13 protein-coding genes are annotated in these 16,929 nt (G+C 53.2%); 4 read left to right on the top strand and 9 right to left on the bottom strand.

The features are described from left to right. Positions 1-82: 82 nt before the first annotated feature. The 3 genes from K6T25_RS01515 to K6T25_RS01505 form a co-directional block, all read right to left on the bottom strand. The gene (locus K6T25_RS01515; RefSeq protein ID WP_222915962.1) at positions 83-1,387 is read right to left on the bottom strand and encodes a 5-methylcytosine restriction system specificity protein McrC; all 1,305 of its coding nucleotides are present in this window, start codon (positions 1,385-1,387) and stop codon (positions 83-85) included. Then, entirely contained in the window at positions 1,387-2,946 is a 1,560-nt protein-coding gene (locus tag K6T25_RS01510; RefSeq protein WP_222915961.1) for an McrB family protein, read from the bottom strand. The genes K6T25_RS01515 and K6T25_RS01510 overlap by 1 nt, the downstream gene beginning before the upstream one ends. 237 nt (positions 2,947-3,183) lie before the next feature. Beyond that, positions 3,184-4,866, bottom strand: a complete 1,683-nt coding sequence (locus K6T25_RS01505) for a DNA-methyltransferase (protein ID WP_222915960.1) — start codon at positions 4,864-4,866, stop codon at positions 3,184-3,186. Between the two features lie 282 nt (positions 4,867-5,148). Here K6T25_RS01505 and K6T25_RS01500 point away from each other — a divergent pair, with 282 nt between their 5' ends. The 4 genes from K6T25_RS01500 to K6T25_RS01485 all read left to right on the top strand — a co-directional run bounded on the left by K6T25_RS01500 (position 5,149) and on the right by K6T25_RS01485 (position 7,911). Beyond that, on the top strand, positions 5,149-5,550 hold the full coding sequence (locus tag K6T25_RS01500; RefSeq protein WP_222915959.1) for a winged helix-turn-helix transcriptional regulator: 402 nt from the start codon (positions 5,149-5,151) through the stop codon (positions 5,548-5,550). Between the two features lie 287 nt (positions 5,551-5,837). Continuing rightward, positions 5,838-6,494, top strand: a complete 657-nt coding sequence (locus tag K6T25_RS01495; protein WP_222915958.1) for a recombinase family protein — start codon at positions 5,838-5,840, stop codon at positions 6,492-6,494. Positions 6,495-6,580: 86 nt separating this feature from the next. Further along, complete coding sequence (locus K6T25_RS01490) at positions 6,581-7,159, top strand: AlbA family DNA-binding domain-containing protein (protein WP_222915957.1); 579 nt, start codon at positions 6,581-6,583, stop codon at positions 7,157-7,159. A gap of 20 nt (positions 7,160-7,179) precedes the next feature. After that, the gene (locus K6T25_RS01485; RefSeq protein ID WP_222915956.1) at positions 7,180-7,911 is read left to right on the top strand and encodes a hypothetical protein; all 732 of its coding nucleotides are present in this window, start codon (positions 7,180-7,182) and stop codon (positions 7,909-7,911) included. A gap of 686 nt (positions 7,912-8,597) precedes the next feature. Here K6T25_RS01485 and K6T25_RS01480 read toward each other — a convergent pair. The 6 genes from K6T25_RS01480 to K6T25_RS01455 form a co-directional block, all read right to left on the bottom strand. Then, positions 8,598-10,805: a type B DNA-directed DNA polymerase gene (locus K6T25_RS01480; RefSeq protein ID WP_222915954.1), complete on the bottom strand. Its 2,208-nt coding sequence runs from the start codon at positions 10,803-10,805 to the stop codon at positions 8,598-8,600. 6 nt (positions 10,806-10,811) lie between these two features. Further along, entirely contained in the window at positions 10,812-11,129 is a 318-nt protein-coding gene (locus K6T25_RS01475) for a DUF8156 family protein (RefSeq protein ID WP_222915952.1), read from the bottom strand. A 2-nt stretch (positions 11,130-11,131) separates the two neighbouring features. Beyond that, positions 11,132-11,884 carry a P-loop NTPase family protein gene (locus K6T25_RS01470; RefSeq protein WP_225917779.1) on the bottom strand — a complete coding sequence of 251 codons (753 nt, stop codon included), beginning with the start codon at positions 11,882-11,884 and terminating at the stop codon, positions 11,132-11,134. A gap of 243 nt (positions 11,885-12,127) precedes the next feature. Then, on the bottom strand, positions 12,128-12,727 hold the full coding sequence (locus tag K6T25_RS01465; RefSeq protein WP_222915950.1) for a hypothetical protein: 600 nt from the start codon (positions 12,725-12,727) through the stop codon (positions 12,128-12,130). Positions 12,728-13,034: 307 nt separating this feature from the next. Continuing rightward, on the bottom strand, positions 13,035-14,096 hold the full coding sequence (locus K6T25_RS01460) for a DNA-processing protein DprA (RefSeq protein WP_222915948.1): 1,062 nt from the start codon (positions 14,094-14,096) through the stop codon (positions 13,035-13,037). Positions 14,097-14,102: 6 nt separating this feature from the next. Then, complete coding sequence (locus K6T25_RS01455; RefSeq protein ID WP_222915946.1) at positions 14,103-16,883, bottom strand: RecQ family ATP-dependent DNA helicase; 2,781 nt, start codon at positions 16,881-16,883, stop codon at positions 14,103-14,105. Positions 16,884-16,929 lie beyond the last annotated feature (46 nt).

The following is a 16,929-nucleotide window of genomic DNA, read 5'->3' as shown; positions in this document are numbered from 1 at the left end:
ACTCACAATTGGAATTCTATAGACTTCACCCGCTAAGCTCCAAACGGTAATCAACTCTGGTCGCTGTTCCGTTGAGATCTGCCTACGGGCCTACTGCTTCGGAGTTGCTCAAAAATTCAGAAAGAGAGTTTTCAGACGCACTAAAGTCTCCCAACCAGAAGCGGAAATTCGAGATCTGATTGCCAGACCCATTACGATTGTATTTTTCTACGTCGAGTCTCTGTGAGGGATTCTTTGGTATAGACACGAACGCTGCTAATTCTACATCGTATTGTTGCTTGTAAGTCCAAATCTGATAATGGTCGGAGCTTGATAATTCATCTTTGTACTTAACGTCGATCACGCCGATATTGTTCATTCCGTCAGCTACCAAAATATCTGGTTCTAGAGGTAAACGGCTGTAACTTTGAGAATCATATAGGTCTAATCTATGTGCCTGGCTGACACCGTTGTAAACATCGTAGCCTTTTGGCTTGAGAAGGCGCCGAACAGTTCTACGTATGTAGTCTTCAAATGCACTTTGCATATTAAACATAAAACTCTGGGCCTTGCTATCCACGATTTTATCAACTGTTATCCCGCTCTGGTCAAGGATGAGTAAAGCAGAATCAAGAGGGGGATAATAATATGACCGGGACGGCGGGAGTTCGTTCTCTGCAATTACTTCTCGAATCTGAGCTTTGATCTCGTCTATTTTCGCCGATCTATCGAACTCTGATACGGGACGAAAATAATCCAGTCTATCTGCAATTTCTCTTCGATCAATCCCTATGAGCCTCATATTCATTAGGTATCTGAGTGCAAGCTTCAGGAACATATTTGGAATATTATCAATACTTTGGCTTTTGACGGACTGAGGTATTTTATTGGGTTTCCCCGAGAGAATATTCTTGCTGTATCTGTTCACATTTATTCGTCCCTCTACTCGGCTAGATTCAATGCTTGTTACTATAGATTGCTTAAGTAGACCATCTCGCTTGAGTTTGTCCAGTTGATTTAGAAAATGTTGAACATACAATTCACGCATTCCTATCAGGTTGTCTGTCACTGTCTGATAGGGAACATCTTCGTCGAATGGTGTGTCAAGATCTTGGGCAATTCTGCCGCTTTCGCGAAGGAAATATGTCATGTTCCCCACCTCTGTTTTTGGTCTTATTGGGAGGTATGACCCATCCTTGCACGACAGTATTCCCACGTATGGTCCGGTATTGGCCCTGTATTCCCCAGATGAGCTAAGTTCTAATGTAAGGTAGTCTTGATAGTCGTCAGGTAATATTGACGGGTTGAATTCACTTGACAGCTGATTTCTATCGTCTGAGCAGTTTTCTACTAATGGACGTGAGGCCCCAGGGGGGAATTCTATCTTGTAGCTTTGTAGTCCACTCATCAACTGTCCTCCGACAGCTCCAAATCAGAGGCGAGTTCGAAGAATCCATCTACTGTTTCGAGTTGCTCTTCTCTATATTCTCCAAAATACTGCTTTATTGAAGGCCTTATTTCTCTTCTATAGACTTTCAATAAGTCATCAATGCCTTGCATCCCTCTGAAATACGTAGGCCCGAGTGGATAGTCTCCTTTCTCGTTGACTATGTTGAGTAATCGTGCTAACTCGTCTATCTCTTCTTGTTCCCAGTCGTAATCACTCTGTTCACGCAGAAGCTCTCTTAGTAGATTCGTAGACGGTGGAACTTCTATCTCAGAGAATCGACGTCTGAGTGCAAATTCAATATCTTCAGTTGACTTGTCTAAATTGTTCATGGTACCTATGATAACTAGATTATCTGGAACAACGATAGATCCTCCTGAATACAATGTCTGCAAGTTCACATCCATTTCTGTTATGTCTTCTCGATATTCTATAAGAGAAAACAGTTCTCCAAATACTCTGGATACTTTCGCTCGGTTGATTTCGTCAAGAACTACAAACACATACTTATCATCAGATATTTCCTGAGCTTTCTGGCAAGACTTTATGAAGCCTTTCTGTATCGGTTCGAATCCGACAATTTCTCCTCCCTTAAACGTCGGTTCATATGACTCAACAAAGTCCTCGTACGTGTATGACTCATGGAATTGGAAGAAGAAGGTCTCTTCACCGAGCTTTTCCGCAGTTCGTATTGCAGTGTGGGTTTTTCCAGTTCCGGGCGGTCCAACGAGGATCAGATTTCGTTTCCCGTCCTCGACAACCGCATCATGTAGATCCTCACTCGGGTCAACTGACGGATCAAATGTGTCATACATTGTGTTCCTTGATGAGTAAATTATCGTATCTCTTTTTCGTTCGCTGAATTTGTCCGGTTGTTCGCTCGGTTCAATGTCAACACTGTATCCGCTTTGCTGCTCTTCCAGATGATCCGCCAAGAACCTTGCTAGCTCTTTCTTCTTCTCCCCCATACGGAGGTTCTCTTCAAATAGCCCATCAATATCTGTGTTTGACCGGTCAAAAACCAGATTGAGCTCAATCTGGCTGAGATGGAGATCGTTTGTGAATTCTTCTAGCAGCTCATCGTATGACGGCTTTTTGTCAAAGGACCGATACCGAAAGTACCACGCCATCATATCGATAAGGGGGATTTCCAGCTGCTTTCCTTTTGGAGCGAATCCGTCTTTTCCCCTTCCGAGATAATCGGCGAATTCGTCGGTATAAGAGGCGTAATATTCCCCATCGACCTCCTCTATATTGAGCCATTTCTCCGGGTTAGATGCATTCTGGTTCTGATAGAAATTTCCAATATTATTCTGCCAATAGTTTTTGTCAGCGGATTCTTTTCGAGTTGCACCCACAAATATGTCATAATAGGGAGTATCGTCAGCGTCGATATAGTCTGTTAGATCTTCGACTCTCAGTAGATGATCAAGTAAAGGCTCTCCATTTTCCTCATTAATCAAGACGCGGTCCCCACCAGGTTTCAACCCTCTCATCTTGAGGATGAACCAGAAAGTCACATATGTAGCTGGTCCGTATCTATTAGCACGTACTAGCAGATTCTCGACCGAACTCTTCAGGCGATCCAGGCTGATATGATAGGGAGGGGAGGACCCTTCATGCTCGTTGGACATCCGTCTTCCTGGTTCCTTTCTTTGTGGGGACCTGGTTCTTTCGAACCGATGCTCAAGGATACGGTGAGATGCCTATACTAATTCCGGAGCTATATTGTAGAATAAAAATATGCTTCTATCTCCTCAACTGAAGTCCTTCATCGTAGTCTGATCGATCGTGATCCATTCATCTGGGTCTTCATCTGTTCTCATCTGGCTGATACGGTCCTCCGCGAGTTTCTTGTACTTAGGAACGATTTCTGACCCTATCCAAGAGAAGTTAAATCCGCTGTCCAGTCTTTTGATATTCTCTGCCGCCACAGCAGTCGTTCCTGAACCCATGAAGGGGTCATATACTACTTCTTGGTCGGAATCCCCGGAAGCACTCCTTGCAATGCTCAATAAGATGCATCGAGCTGGTAACTGAACTGGGAAAGGTGCTGCGTGCTTATATTTCCCATCAGCAACAGGCATAGACCAGACGGGCGGACCTCTTCTCAGGTCTTGGTTAGAGGGGCTTCGTTCTAATTCACTTCCCTCTGAGAAGTGGTTCGGGGAATCCCGTTTAGCGACGACTTCGTGCTCTTCTGGATCCAGTATCGATTGCTGAATGCTATCTCGTTCTTCCGCGAGCAAGGCCAATAATTGTTTCAGCCGCTCTTGAAGTTGCTTCTCTGTTTCCGCCGGTAACATCTCTGAGGTGTCCTTTTTGTTCGTCTCTGACAGGACATCCATTATATTGCCCAGCTCGTCGATAATCGCGGCTTCTTGTTCCTTCAACCCGCCTTTAATGTGATCCAGTTCCCATACAGTCCTCAGATCTTTATTTTCGTGTCGAGAACGCCCTCCGAATGATTTTCTCTCTTCCTCTCTCCACCTTTTCTCATTGAATTGGTAAGTACTCGAATTGCTTATTAGTAGCAGATTTTCGTGCCCAGTCGTGGGTCGATCGCTGACTGTTTCAGGGACGACTTTCTCTTTTCTCCAGGTGATTACAGATCGGGCATAAAACCCACACCGCTGCAATCCCTGTGCGATTCGAAATGGGATCAGCGTGAGGTCTTTATCTTTTAGGTATTCATGTCCGTATGAATCACGCTTCGCATCCAGATTCGCCCAAGAGCGCTCTTCGTTGTTAACGACCGCTTTTTTCCGATCCATCGAAGTTTCCCTGATTTCTGTTCTGGTGTTATAAACATCTCCTACATTCCACCAGATAGTTGCTGAATCAGTAAGAATTGGTCTGAGTCGGAGGAAAAGCTCAAGAGTGTGTCGAATGTAATCTTCTGGTGTTTGTTCCCCACCAAACGGTACCTCCGTTCCGTCTGACCACTGAACCTCAAACTCCTCTGAATAAACTCTCATTCCCCAGTAGGGGGGAGATGTAATCACAGATTGGATGGAGTTCAACGGGATCTGTGAGAAATGATCGAAAACGGAACCAAGGAAAATCTGGTTGGTCTCAAATTCGTCTGAAGACCATCTGCTTTGATTCGGTGGGTCGGCCGGATCTTCAAGATATTCGACCAAGTCGATTAGGCCCGTTTGACCCTCCTCCGTGGTGAAGTGCTTGTCTGTGAGAACAGAAGGTGAAGGTCGGGACCGTGCATATACTTTCGCTAATGTCTCGAAGGAGGTCGTCTTTCCGATAGTCCCACCGAGCCCCTCTCGAACGATCTTTCTGAAGTGAGCGCTCCGCATTCCAACAATATTAGCAGCGATATCGGTGCTGAGATTCTGATCAGGAGCGCCAGCAATGATTTCATCAGCACTTGCAGGAATATCTGAGCGTGGTTTGATATTTCGAGAGTCGTCCTTTTCAGCCATGTATTAGTTATCTCCTCGAATGGGAGAGTCAGTGGTGTCGTTTTCGGTTTGCCCCAGCTGGTTTTCGGCATCTGGCCGACAGTTGAGGTCCCGTAGTTCCGCGGTGAGTCTCGGCAACTCTTCCGCGATTTGTTTTATCGCCTCCGTTAGTTCTATTTTCCATCTCTCAGTCATTTTTCTCTCCCAAGTGAGCCTGGCTACTCGCTGCCTCGCATTAACTCTTACCACAATGTGGTATCTTAGTAGGTAGTTCCTTTGATGTCGATGAACGAAAAAGGATTGATGGCCAGCGCCGACTTGCAGAAAAAAATTCTTGAAACTCTTGAGCAAGGAGGAGAAATGAAACTATCAGAAGTAGTAGATAAAATCGACGGCGATAATTCCGAATTACGCGATGCGATGTCAGAACTTGCCACCAAATATCTCGTTGACATCGATAATTCGGGTAGAAACAAGACGGTTAGAAGTAGATCACCGGTCCCTATAAGCAAATTAGCGTTCCGAGGCGATCTAAGTCCGACACAGGCGATTATCCGATATCTCTATGAGGAGGGAGGATATGGTCAAACCGAAATCGCTCGAATGATCGGGTACTCTCCCGGTAACGTCCAAACTAATATTAAGAGAATAGAGAAAAAGATTGGGCGAGAGTTGAGACAAGAGGACTCTACTGCTACAGACTAAGAACTGGTTTAAAATCTGAGGCTGCTCTTATGCAAGCGGCTCAGTTTTAGTGTACTTTTCCTATCGCAGCCAATTACTCAGAACGGCTCAACCAGAGGGTCCGACATCAACTGCATCACGGGGTCGCACGCCAATGTCACGGGAATCTTCGATGTATGCACGTAGATTGTATGCACACTTGCGGTGAGCGTGGATACCGGCCTGACCATTCTCACCTGAGATCAATACTGTAGTACCTGCCCAGACTGGGCGTAAAGACTAGACATTAAGACAGCGTAGCGGTGGGCATGACCGTCGCTTGTTACACCCGCGTTTCCACCGCGAAGCAGAACCTCGATCGCCAACTCACCTCAACCCAGCAGTACGCAGAGGACACCCTCGGCGCCTCGCTCGCCGACATCGAGGTGTACCGCGACAAGTCGAGCGGCACCAACACCGCCCGCGACGCCTACCAGCGGCTCATGTCCGACGCCGAAGCCGGCGAGATCGACGCCGTCATCGCCCACGAGGTGTCGCGCGTCGCCCGCTCGATCTCTGACCTCGAACGCACCGCCGATCGACTCCGCGAGGCCGGCGTCGAGCTGCACATCGTCTCCGAGTCGCTCGTGATGAAACCGGACGAGGAAGACCCCTATCAACGCGCGCTCTTTCAGATGCTCGGAGTGTTCGGCGAGCTGGAGGCGCGGATCAAGCGTCAGAACATCCGCGAGGGGATCGCCGCGCGCCAGGACTCCGACGAGTATCGACACGGACCGGCGCCGCTCGGGTTCGAGAAGGACGACGGTCGGCTCATCGAGGGCGCCGACTACCACCGCGTCGTTACTGTACTGGAGCAGGTCGCGACCGACGAGATGAGTCAGCGTGCAGCAGCCCAGGAACTTGACGCTGGGAGGAAGACAATCAGGCGAGCAATTACTCAGCGTGCAGATCTGTACGGTCTTTGACTGCCGAATTTTTATCAGAAAGTGTACGATAGGGTTTCCAGAGAAATATCAACAATAATTACAGCGTAGATGATACGACTTACTTGATGAATAAGGAAGACTTCACCGAACTGCTAACTGAAGTAGGAGCTGATGAGCAGGATTGGATTGATTTCAAAGAGGACTATTTCGTTGGTGGCGTCCTCTATCAGAAAGCCGAATTCATCAAGGATATCGCCTCTATTGCAAACACGGTCCACACAAGGTCTCCCCGATACATTCTGGTAGGTGTAACCGACGGGGGTGACCTCATTGGTATCACAGAAAGCAAGGTAGGTGACGAAGGTGATAGTAGAAAGCACTTGTTCGACATGGACGAATCAAACTTACAAGAGACAGTAACCAGCCATCTCTCGCCTAGTCCTGACTTCTCGATTCATACATTCGAGAATGATGGGAAAAGGTTCGCTGCCATTCAAATATCACAGGTAGCTGAGCCTCCCGCGGTAGTCAGCAAGGAAATCCAAGAAGATAGCACGACACATCTGAGAAACGGAGAGATCTATCTTAGATCTGGCTCGGGGAAAAAATCGCAAACAGGGAAGACGTTGAGGAGATGCTACAATATCGAATTGAGAAGTATCGAGAAGACATTCTCGATTCCGTTCATAAAGCCGTGGAGTTAGGCCCTGAGGTCATTGATGCTATGAAGAAGCAGGTTGCGACCGGTGGAGTTCCCGTTGCAGAAGATCCTGATTCGGGGGTAGCAGTGGAGCAGAAGTTCACTAGAACCGCACCTACGACAGGCGATGAAGAATTAAATAGCGAGATAAGTCTATGGCGTCAAAGGCCGTCATACCGTATCGCTCGACACCCTCTGTGGAGTTATTATAATCGGTCTTCTGAATTGAATATTGACGATGAGGCTGCAGAGTTTCTAGTGGCATCGTCTATTGAGTACGGCCTTACAGGATCATACTGGATTGAACTTGCAGAATACCCAAGTATCTTAGAAACACTCTCAAATATCGGCCGTAAAGCCAGTAATTCCAAGACAGCCTGTGAGCTGTTATTTATGAGGGGAGATAGAGATGAATATGAACAGTTCATTGAGAGTACTTCACTGAGTGGATTTGGGACATCTGGTAAGATTGAGACGATGCAATCGAAGATCTCTAACTCAGCCGTGAACAGAGCTGATTTCCTGATGAACGAACGGAAGCATCGTGTAGCTTTTGATGACACGTCTGTCAGTATTGACTTAGGGACTGCATCGAAAGCGGAGATACTGGATAAGATTCCGCAAGTCGCCTCAGCGTTGAAATCGGCACAACAGTACGTTGATGAAGAAGGTACGAGAGTACATAAGAGAGACAAGTTCAAACATACTCTTTATGATATGGAGATAGCTTTGTTGAGGGAAGTTTTCTCAGAGTAGAAATATTTAGCTTGGAAATAGAATGACATCGTGTTCCGATGAGCCTATCTTGATATCCAATTATATGAGATCTTGTGGTTTTTGAAATCTGCTAGACTATCTCATGGATTTGAATACGGTCAGACCTACACCCAAGGTTCCCGTGATTCCCACTAGTATCATTGCCCCAACCGAGCAGCCAATGAACGCTTGAAGCGAACCTAAGCTGGGCTCAGACGCCAAGATTCCTAAGGCAGCGGGGCATTTACCAAGGAGCGGCGCCGCCGCTTCGTTCCGTGCACTCGACAGTGGCATCCCGATCGTGATTGCGGCGAACACAGCACACCCCAGTGCAAGGAGTGTTTTGGGACTCAGGGAACCCAGCGAGGGCATACTGGCACCCACCTGATTGACAGGTAAGTACTTTGTCCACATACTGACAGCGGTCCTCTCAGACCTCAATTGCAGCCAAGAATTCCTCCAGCGATAGCTCCGGCGGCAGAGACACCATCGCGCCGGTGGGCACGTGCACCACCGCCGTCACCTCGGTCTTGTGCCCGACCCCAGCGGCCCGCGCCCACGGCTGGGGCCACACGGCTCGCACTCTTCTAGTCCTACACGCTCACGTGTTGTTCGTACCAGGTCATGAGTCTCATACTCCCGACCCTACGCGCCAATGTCACGAAGAACTTCGATATGCACACATTCTATTCGTATGCCGAAAGTCGGCTGTCCGAATACCCCGACAGGGACCGCCGGATCCGCTCACGGTCCCACCCGAGCGGTGACAACACACTTTCGGCGGCCCGGATCGCTTGCTTGCGATACCAGCCGGTATCGTAGGACCGCAACTCCTCGTGACTTAACCGGACCCGCCCCAGCCCGTGGGCGGCGTCGTCGAACACCAGATACTCGACGCGCTGTCCCGGCGCTAACGCACAGTTCTTCCACTTCGCGCGCTTGAGCGCGGCGACCGTCACCGTCTCGTGACGGTACTGTTCGGCCCGCTTCGACACGCGCTGTGTGATGAGAAGGTCCGTCGGCGGGAGCTCCTCGCGCTCCAGTCGACCGAGCGCCGACGCGAGTTTCGACACGACCGCCTCCACGTCGTGGGTCCGGTCGAGGGTCCGAATCAGCGTCGACTGGAGCTGCGCGATCCATGCCGGGGTGTCGTCCTGTCGCGACTCGATCCCGCGTGTCTTCACCGCGTCTCCGAGCCCGTCGTCGGGATACTCGACGCCCCGTCGCCGGCCGAAGTACCGTGTCAGTGCCCCGCCGTCGCCGCCGCGACGTGGACAGAACGCGACCCAGTCGAACGCACCCTCATACTCCAACTCGATCTGTGTCTCCCCGGACACCTCCGCGGCGATGTCGTCGAGCGACCGTCTGTCGCTCTCGGCGACCTCGGGTGCGGGCGTCACCCAGATCGAATCAACGATCCCGTGAAGCACACGCCAGCCACCTTCTTCGAGTGCGGCTTTCGCATCCAGTAGGATCTCGCGAGCGAAGGCGTTGATCGACTCGTGGCACTCGATACGCCCGAACTTGGCGTTCGAGAACCCCTGATATCCGAAGCAAGACACGAGAATCCACTTGATCGCGGAGGAACGGGCCTCCAGCGTCGCCCGTTCATCGGGATCGTTCGTCTCGCGGATCCGCCGTTTGATATCGCTCCGCCCGTCGATGAGTGGCCCGAGAACGTCCGGGAGATAGCCGTCTCGCTCGCAGATGGAGTAGCCGATCTTCGGGACCGCATCGTTGTCACAACAGCCACAACGGACCGTCTCCGGCGAGATGTTGTACTCGCGGATGATGTTCGGGTACATCGACGCGAAGTCGAGTTCGTGGACGTCCTCGTGAACGCCGACCTCCGGCGCGAGCGTCGTTCCGCCTCGATCAGCGGTGTCCAGCGTCGAGGCGGAACGGAAGAACTCGGGACGCCATGCCCGCCAGGGGACGAGGACGCCCCGAGACCGCGCCTCGCGGATTTGCATGGCCGTCAGCACGCGCCCAATCGACGCCCACCCGAGTTCCTGCAACGGTAAGCCCGCACGCTCAACCAAGTCTAGACACCCGTCAAGCCCTGATTCGCCGTAGAAGAACGTGTTTGCACGGTCCAGAATGACCCGTCCGGGAACGGAGTACCGTGCCGGGGAGTGACCGACCTTCCCGTAGCTCGTGTACGTCGACTCCGAGGCCAACTGTGTGTATCCGAATTCACGCCCGAGTGAATACGGCTCCAGCCCGTATTCCGCGGCCGCCTCGAACAGCAACGGAACCACGCGGGCCGTATCGACGATTAGAACATCGGGATCGACAGATGAAACGCGCTGTTCGACGGCCTCCACGACCTCTCGTGGGGAAGACCCGACTTGTTCTCCGTTGACCCGGAGCTGACTCAGCGCCGAGTGATCCGACTCGTGAGCCGGGAACTGGATACGGAGAGTGCGGAGGTCCCGAATCGAGGTATCGGGGGCCGCCTCGGTATCGGTTTCGAGGGTGTAGCGTAATTGCCGCGTGAGATCGACGTTGTAGCAGGTATAGGCGTCGGGATCTCCGAATTGGTGGATCCGGCGCGCGACCGATCGGATGTCCTCGATCCGTCGACAATCAACACGGAGGACCGGCCGCGCGCTCGACCGGAACGTCTGCCGCCACACGTCGATCGTCAGATCCGCGACCGCGTCTTGTCCGTCGAGGAACGACCGGAGGTCACGAAGTGATTCAGGGATAGCGCCGCGTCTCGCCAGCTTCGGCTCCGGGTTCGGGCCGCCGTCCCGGCCGTATAGCTCGGAGACTGGGGATCCGACGAACAGAGTAGGCCGGTAGTCGTCGACGACTGTCCGCTCCACTCCGTCCGCTGTAAGTCGCCATTCGGTAACGGAATCGTTGTCGTAGTCTATCGCGAGTACCATCTGGGGCTATTCGTCGTCGGTGGCGGCCACCTCGGAGGATCGGTCCGCCGTTGACTCCTCGTCCGAAACCTCCGCCTCCAGTTCCGAGACGCGGCGTTCGAGTTCGTCGATCCGGTCCTCCTGTTCGATGTCGATACTCACGAGCACGGGAGCGAGTCGGTCGGGATGGTTGAGATTCCCCGCCGCGTCGGCGTGCTCTCTGGCGTAGGTCCAGAGCCGATCGAATAGCGGTTGGTGTCGTCGACGGAGCGCACGCCGGAAGTCGCCCCACTCGTCTTCCATCCGCGAGAGAATATCGCGGAACGTCGGGTTCGTCCGGCCCACAGTCACCATCCCTCCGGGGTCACGGGTGTGGATGGGCTCGGGACGTTACCTGGTGTGTCCGCCGCGGGACCGTCCTCGTCGACCAGAGCGCCGGCAGCACGGGCACGGTGTTGGAGGATTTCCTGCCAGAACGCGAGCGTGGTTTGCATCCAGCCGTCACCGAGGTGGTAGACCAACGTCTCGTCTTCACCCTCCTCGTCGGTGAACCGCGGTCCGAATTTCGTTGCCTCACAGGTCAGTGTCTCGCGAGCGGCGGCCACGAGCGGCTCGCTCAATTCGTCCTCACGTGACCGGGTGAGGACTACGGGGACCTCGCGTTCCCGAGCGATAGCAGCGAGCGTCGCGAGTCGGCGAACGAGGAGATCCCGCGCTTGTTCGCGAGGGATATCGTCGTCTCGATAAAGTCGGTCCATGCCCGGCACAACGACAAGGGCTGGCGGCTCCCTATCGAGGGCACTATTCGAGACGATCCGCGGGAGTCGATCCAGTAGAGAAGCGTGCTGATAGGCGGTGAACCCCCGCCCGACCGTAATCCGGTCGAGGTATCTCGAATGGGGAGCGAGCCGGTGAAGCGTTCGGGTTCGAGCGTGTCCGCCGGCGTCAACCCAAAACGCCCGACCGGACTCCCCGAGCAAATGATCGAGGACGACCGCACACAGCGGTTCGACGCCAAGGGACGAGTCGATATCGAGTAGCGTTACTCCCGGCTGGAGTGACGGTAGCTCGACCCCACCGTTCGACCAGTCGCGTTGCATACTTCATGGGTAGACTACTGGACAATAGTCGCGAGCCGTCCATGCTCAGTGGAAGTAAAACACGGCCAAATGACGGTGCTGATTGAGGGATCAAAAGCAGTGCTGTCCTGCGATCATCTCAGCAACCCCCGTTTATCCCATCAATGATGATTCCGATGTGTAAGTGAACGCTCCGGTTCTGTTGAAACCTCAAAAACTGATAGGATCGGCATGCGGGATACAGAGAATCTATTCAGCAGATGGCTACCAGGTTAGTGGATAGCCGGATCGCCCGAGCATAACCTCAGCAAGTAGCCGGCATCCCTGACGAAGCTCTTGGTCGCGGGCCTTTATTTTCGTGTCCGTGGGTTGTTCACCGACAAATCGGCGTTTCTCGGGAACTGTAACCGTCCGATTGTCCGGAAGGACTGCTAGCCAAGTAACGGGGACGTGATACTCATATTCGTGACCGTCGTTCGGGTAAATCCTTGCATCTCCTTCAGTTGGAACCCCGTCGTATGGTGCGCGAGCGATCCCGAAGGCTTTGAATCCTCCTGGATAATTCACTTCCCCCTTGCTAACATAAGAGAAAACCCCATCACCTGGGTTGATGTTATTCAGCTTCTTTTCAAATTTCTCGGGGCCGTATGTTACGACTTTCCCTGCTTGATAGATTTTCGCACCGTCGTCATTGAGATGTTGAGCATTTGTATTGACGATGTGGAAATCCATCTCAGACCCGTTGTTAACCAATCTATCGATCTGTACGCCCATCGCCCCTTCTCCCTCTTTGAGGTTCATCTTAGTTTTTGGACTGATGGTGGTCGTTATTCGTTCTCGTTCCTGTTCTTCGTCTTTGGTCATAGGTAATCTTGGAACCCGTCTCATGAGTATAGTAGCCTCCCAAATAAGTCTTGGGTGGCCATAGTACGTATGAGACCGCGTCAAGATTTTTGTGGGTCATTGGATCTGCATAACCGATTCGCGTCCTCTATTCAGCACGGCGGCTAGGATCTATCTCCTGCGAAGGCCTTCAACAAGCCTAACGGCCTATAGTCCTGTGGTGAGGGATCAATAAGTGAACCCACGGGGTCGCACGCCAATGTCACGGGAATCCGCGATATATGCACGCCCAGTGTATGCCCACAAGAAGTACATGACCGGTGTTGAACTACTCGAAGTCGTTGAGGGAGGACTGCGTGTCGTTCGGCAAATTTATTTCGTCGACTGAGCGCGTTGGCCGGTCGTCATGCCCGACCGAATCAGATACGTTCTGCCTTTGCGCACTTATCCACTCGTCAAGCGATTCCTCTTTTGGGATTGTAGTCGGGTCGATCGGTATTCCACCCTCTTTGATTAAGGCCTCATTTCCCGGGGGTGTGTCGTCATCCTTGCAGACGAGGAGTGGCGACCATCCGTGCTTGAGATTCTCGATTGAACCCTCCCACGTCCCCCCAGTTTCGTCTCCGGACCGCACGACGACTGTATACTTCCCGAAGCCATGAATCAGCTTGTTCCGTCCCATCGCCGCCCCAACGTTCCATGATGCACGCGGATGGTAGTGCGAGGCGAGTGTCATCTGGCCTTCCATCACCGCATCTCGGATGGTCCCATCTTGGAGGCAGTGATGAATCCCCTCCGCGGGAAACTCAATTACAGGGCCACCGTACTCCAATCCTGTCTTTTCGGACGTTTCGTCGATTCCCTTCGCACCACCCGAGACAATCCCAAATCCATCGTCGCTCACCTTCTCGACCAGTCGGCGAGTGTGGCCTCGATCGGTCTCGTCTGCGTCCCGGGACCCGACGAATCCGACCGCAGTAGTCGAGAGGTGTTCTTCCTCGCCAGCCACGTAGAGGAATGGTGGTACCTTTCGACCGAGGTTTTCAGCAAGCCGAGATGGATACGATGGCTCGTAGACAGTCGTAACCCAAATGCCCCGATTGTTGAGATCTTCAAGTGACATCGCTAAACGCGTCGATCGACCGAGTCGCTGTGTCACCCACTCTCGATTGGCTTGATTCGTCCAGATGTCCGTGGGCCACTCGTCTGGTTCCAGTTCTAGCAGTGAACCGGGCGAGTCGAGGGAGGAGTCGGCGACGTTGGTGGCGAAATCCTGCCAGCCAGCCGGCCCGAGGCCGCTATCCGAGCCCTCGCCATCTGGTTCCCCTCCGAGGTGGGAGGCAAGGAGGAGGACCACATGGCTATCACGGGAGAGGTCGGGTTGCTCCATTTGGACTTACCCGCCTCGGCGCTTGGCTAAGGCGAAGGGATATACCGGCCCACTTCCGGCCAAGCGAAGCTCCTTTGCTGTCTCTGTCAACGTCCACTTGGATGCAACTACGTCGTCGACGAGAAGGACTGCATCGCCGCGGACTTCGTCGGTTGTATTGAACGCCCCCTCGACGTTCCAGCACTTCTGGTACGAGTTTTCCATGTCCTTCTGAGGACGCGTGTTCTCCACCTTCTTGATGCGATCGATAAATGGAATGTCCAACTTCTCTGCCAGCCGGCTGGCGAAGTCGGTGACCACTCCTTCGGTCGATGTCGAGGGCACAGCTGCAATCCACTTCGGCTCCGGGGATGGATTCCATTCCTCACGGATGAACGCGGCGGCTGCCTCGACGAGATCGTCGCCGAAGCGGCCCTGTTCGTACTTGCCTTCCCGAACGTCCGTTCCCCAGCCGGGGTCGTCCCAGACACACAGTGCCCGACCAGCCTCCATGCGTACCCTCTCAGGGATTCGTTCGCGACCGCCACCTTGTTTGTGCCGCTGCTTTCGGGGCTCGATCACGTTCCATCCCTCGCTTTGGTAGTGCTCAATTGCCTCCTGAATCAACTCCTCGTTCTGAACGGCGGATGGGAGGAAGTTGCCGGCGCAGTTCGCACAGTGCCCGCAGGGCTCTTCCAGGTCCCCGTCGAGTTCGTCATCAACGAACTGGGTGAGGCACTCATCCGTTCTGACAAACTCTTTAATTCGTTCGAGCTCTTCCCAACGCCGTTCTGTAACCTGCTCGAACCGCTCGTAGTCGTACTGCCACGAGTTTGCAGTTCTCACATAGCCCTCATCCTCCCTGCTGATGGCTCCCTCCACCTGGAGGATATCGAGGCACTTGTTCATCCGCCTCCAGCTGATGTCCGTCCGTCTCAGGATCGCGCGGCGATAAACTGGCCCGTCGCTCGTCCCGATTGTCGAGAGCACGCTCTCGAAATCCTCGGGCTCCGGAAATGCGCTCTCGATGAAGTACTCGGCGATGTCGTCGTCTTCTTCGCCAGAAAGGAGGATGGCGTACGCCTCGTCGATGTCTCGCCCGGCACGTCCGATTTCTTGATAGTATCGGATGAGGTTAGGTGGACGCTGGAAGTGGATGACGAAGCCGAGATCAGGTTTGTCGAATCCCATTCCGAGCGCGTTGGTCGCGACCAGAGCGTCGACTTCGTTGTCCAGGAGCTTCTGTTCGCGCTCTCGGCGGACTTCGTTGTCGAGCCGCCCGTGATACGGGAGGACGTCGAGGCCCTGGTCGGTTAACCAGTCGGCGACTTGTTCGACCTCATTGGTGGTGAGACAGTAGATGATGCCGGAGACTGGGGTTTCGGTCACGTTTTCGGCTAGCCACGCCAGGCGCCTTTCCCGGGAGCCCAGGTTGATTGTCTGGATTTTGAGTGAGTCGCGGACAAGCGTGCCGCGAATCGGGTTTAGGTCTGGGAGTTGTGTGGTAACGTCCTCGACCACCCGGTCGTTCGCCGTCGCGGTCGTTGCAGCGACCGGGATATTCTCCGGCAACCGTTTGATGATGCGCTTGATACGCCGATAGTCAGGGCGGAAGTCGTGGCCCCAGTCGGAGATACAGTGGGCCTCGTCGATGACGAGCATCCCGAATCCCTGCTCCATCTCGTTGAGGACATCCTGCCGGAATTCCGGATTCGCGAGTCGTTCAGGTGATATAAGCAGCAAATCGCAGTTCCCCTCGATCACCGCCCTTTTGGCCTCGTCCCATTCCCCTTCATTGTTGGAGTTGATGGTGATTGCGTTGAGGTTCAGGTGCTGTTCGGCATTCGAGATTTGATTTCGCATCAGCGATAGGAGTGGACTGATGATGAGGGTCGGCCCTGAACCTTGGTCTCGGAGCAACCGTGTCGCAATAAAGTAAACGGTGCTCTTCCCCCACCCCGTTCGCTGGACGATAAATAGGCGTTCCTTCTGGTTAACCAGTCTGCTGATGGCCTCCCGTTGCTGTGGCCGGAACTCGGCCTCGGGGCCGATGCTCTCTTCAAGGAGTTTCTGCGCCTGATCCCTTGTAACGCGTGGTGACGTTTCGAAGGACGTACCTCCCGGATTCGAGTCGGACTGTCGAGATGCGTCCTTAGCTTCGGTATTGCGGTGGCTGTGCTGTTGGATATGGGATTCGGACTCGAACGTTTCGCCGCATTCCTCGCAGATGAACTCCGTCCCGACGCCTTCCTCGCTCGACTGTTCCTCAGAGGAGCGCCCCCGCATGTCGGCCTTCGCGTTGCGTGCGGTTGCTCTGACCTCTTGGGCCCGCTGTTTATCGAAGTAACTTACGTTAATGAGCTCGCTGAGAGAGGCGCTCGCGACGGCGTCGAGATCACGAAAGCCGGCGTTGTACAGCAGAAAAAGAAATCTTAGCGAGTGTCCGTTGAGGTGCAGGATGGATTCCTCATTAGCCTTGCAGAACACCTCCCGGAGGGCGGTTCTTTTAGTCTCGAACGACCCTCCCCGATAAGCGATCTCGGCGAACGCTTCGGCGACTGCTTCTCTCGGCACACCGCAGTCGGTCGCTATCTGGTTCTGAATCGTGTCATCATCACCCCGTAACTCCCTAGCTCCCTGCCTGACACAGCGTGCGATATCCGGGTTTATCGCCGGGACATTGGCCAGTTCATTTGTTTCTGCATCGCCAATGTCGGAAATGGTCGCAAATCCCGCCTCTTGGAGACGCTTCGAACGAGTTGCTCCGACAGCGGGGATATCAGTCAGTGGTGATTGAGGCTCCGACATTCCAGTAGTCAAAAACCATCTTCCGGTTACATTATTGTTTTCAAAT

Origin of the sequence: Halobaculum rubrum (assembly GCF_019880225.1) — an archaeon.
GTDB classification, from domain to species: Archaea; Halobacteriota; Halobacteria; order Halobacteriales; family Haloferacaceae; genus Halobaculum; species Halobaculum rubrum.
The sequence above is the reverse complement of the archived record's forward strand: the minus strand, read 5'-3'. Positions and strand labels throughout refer to the sequence as shown.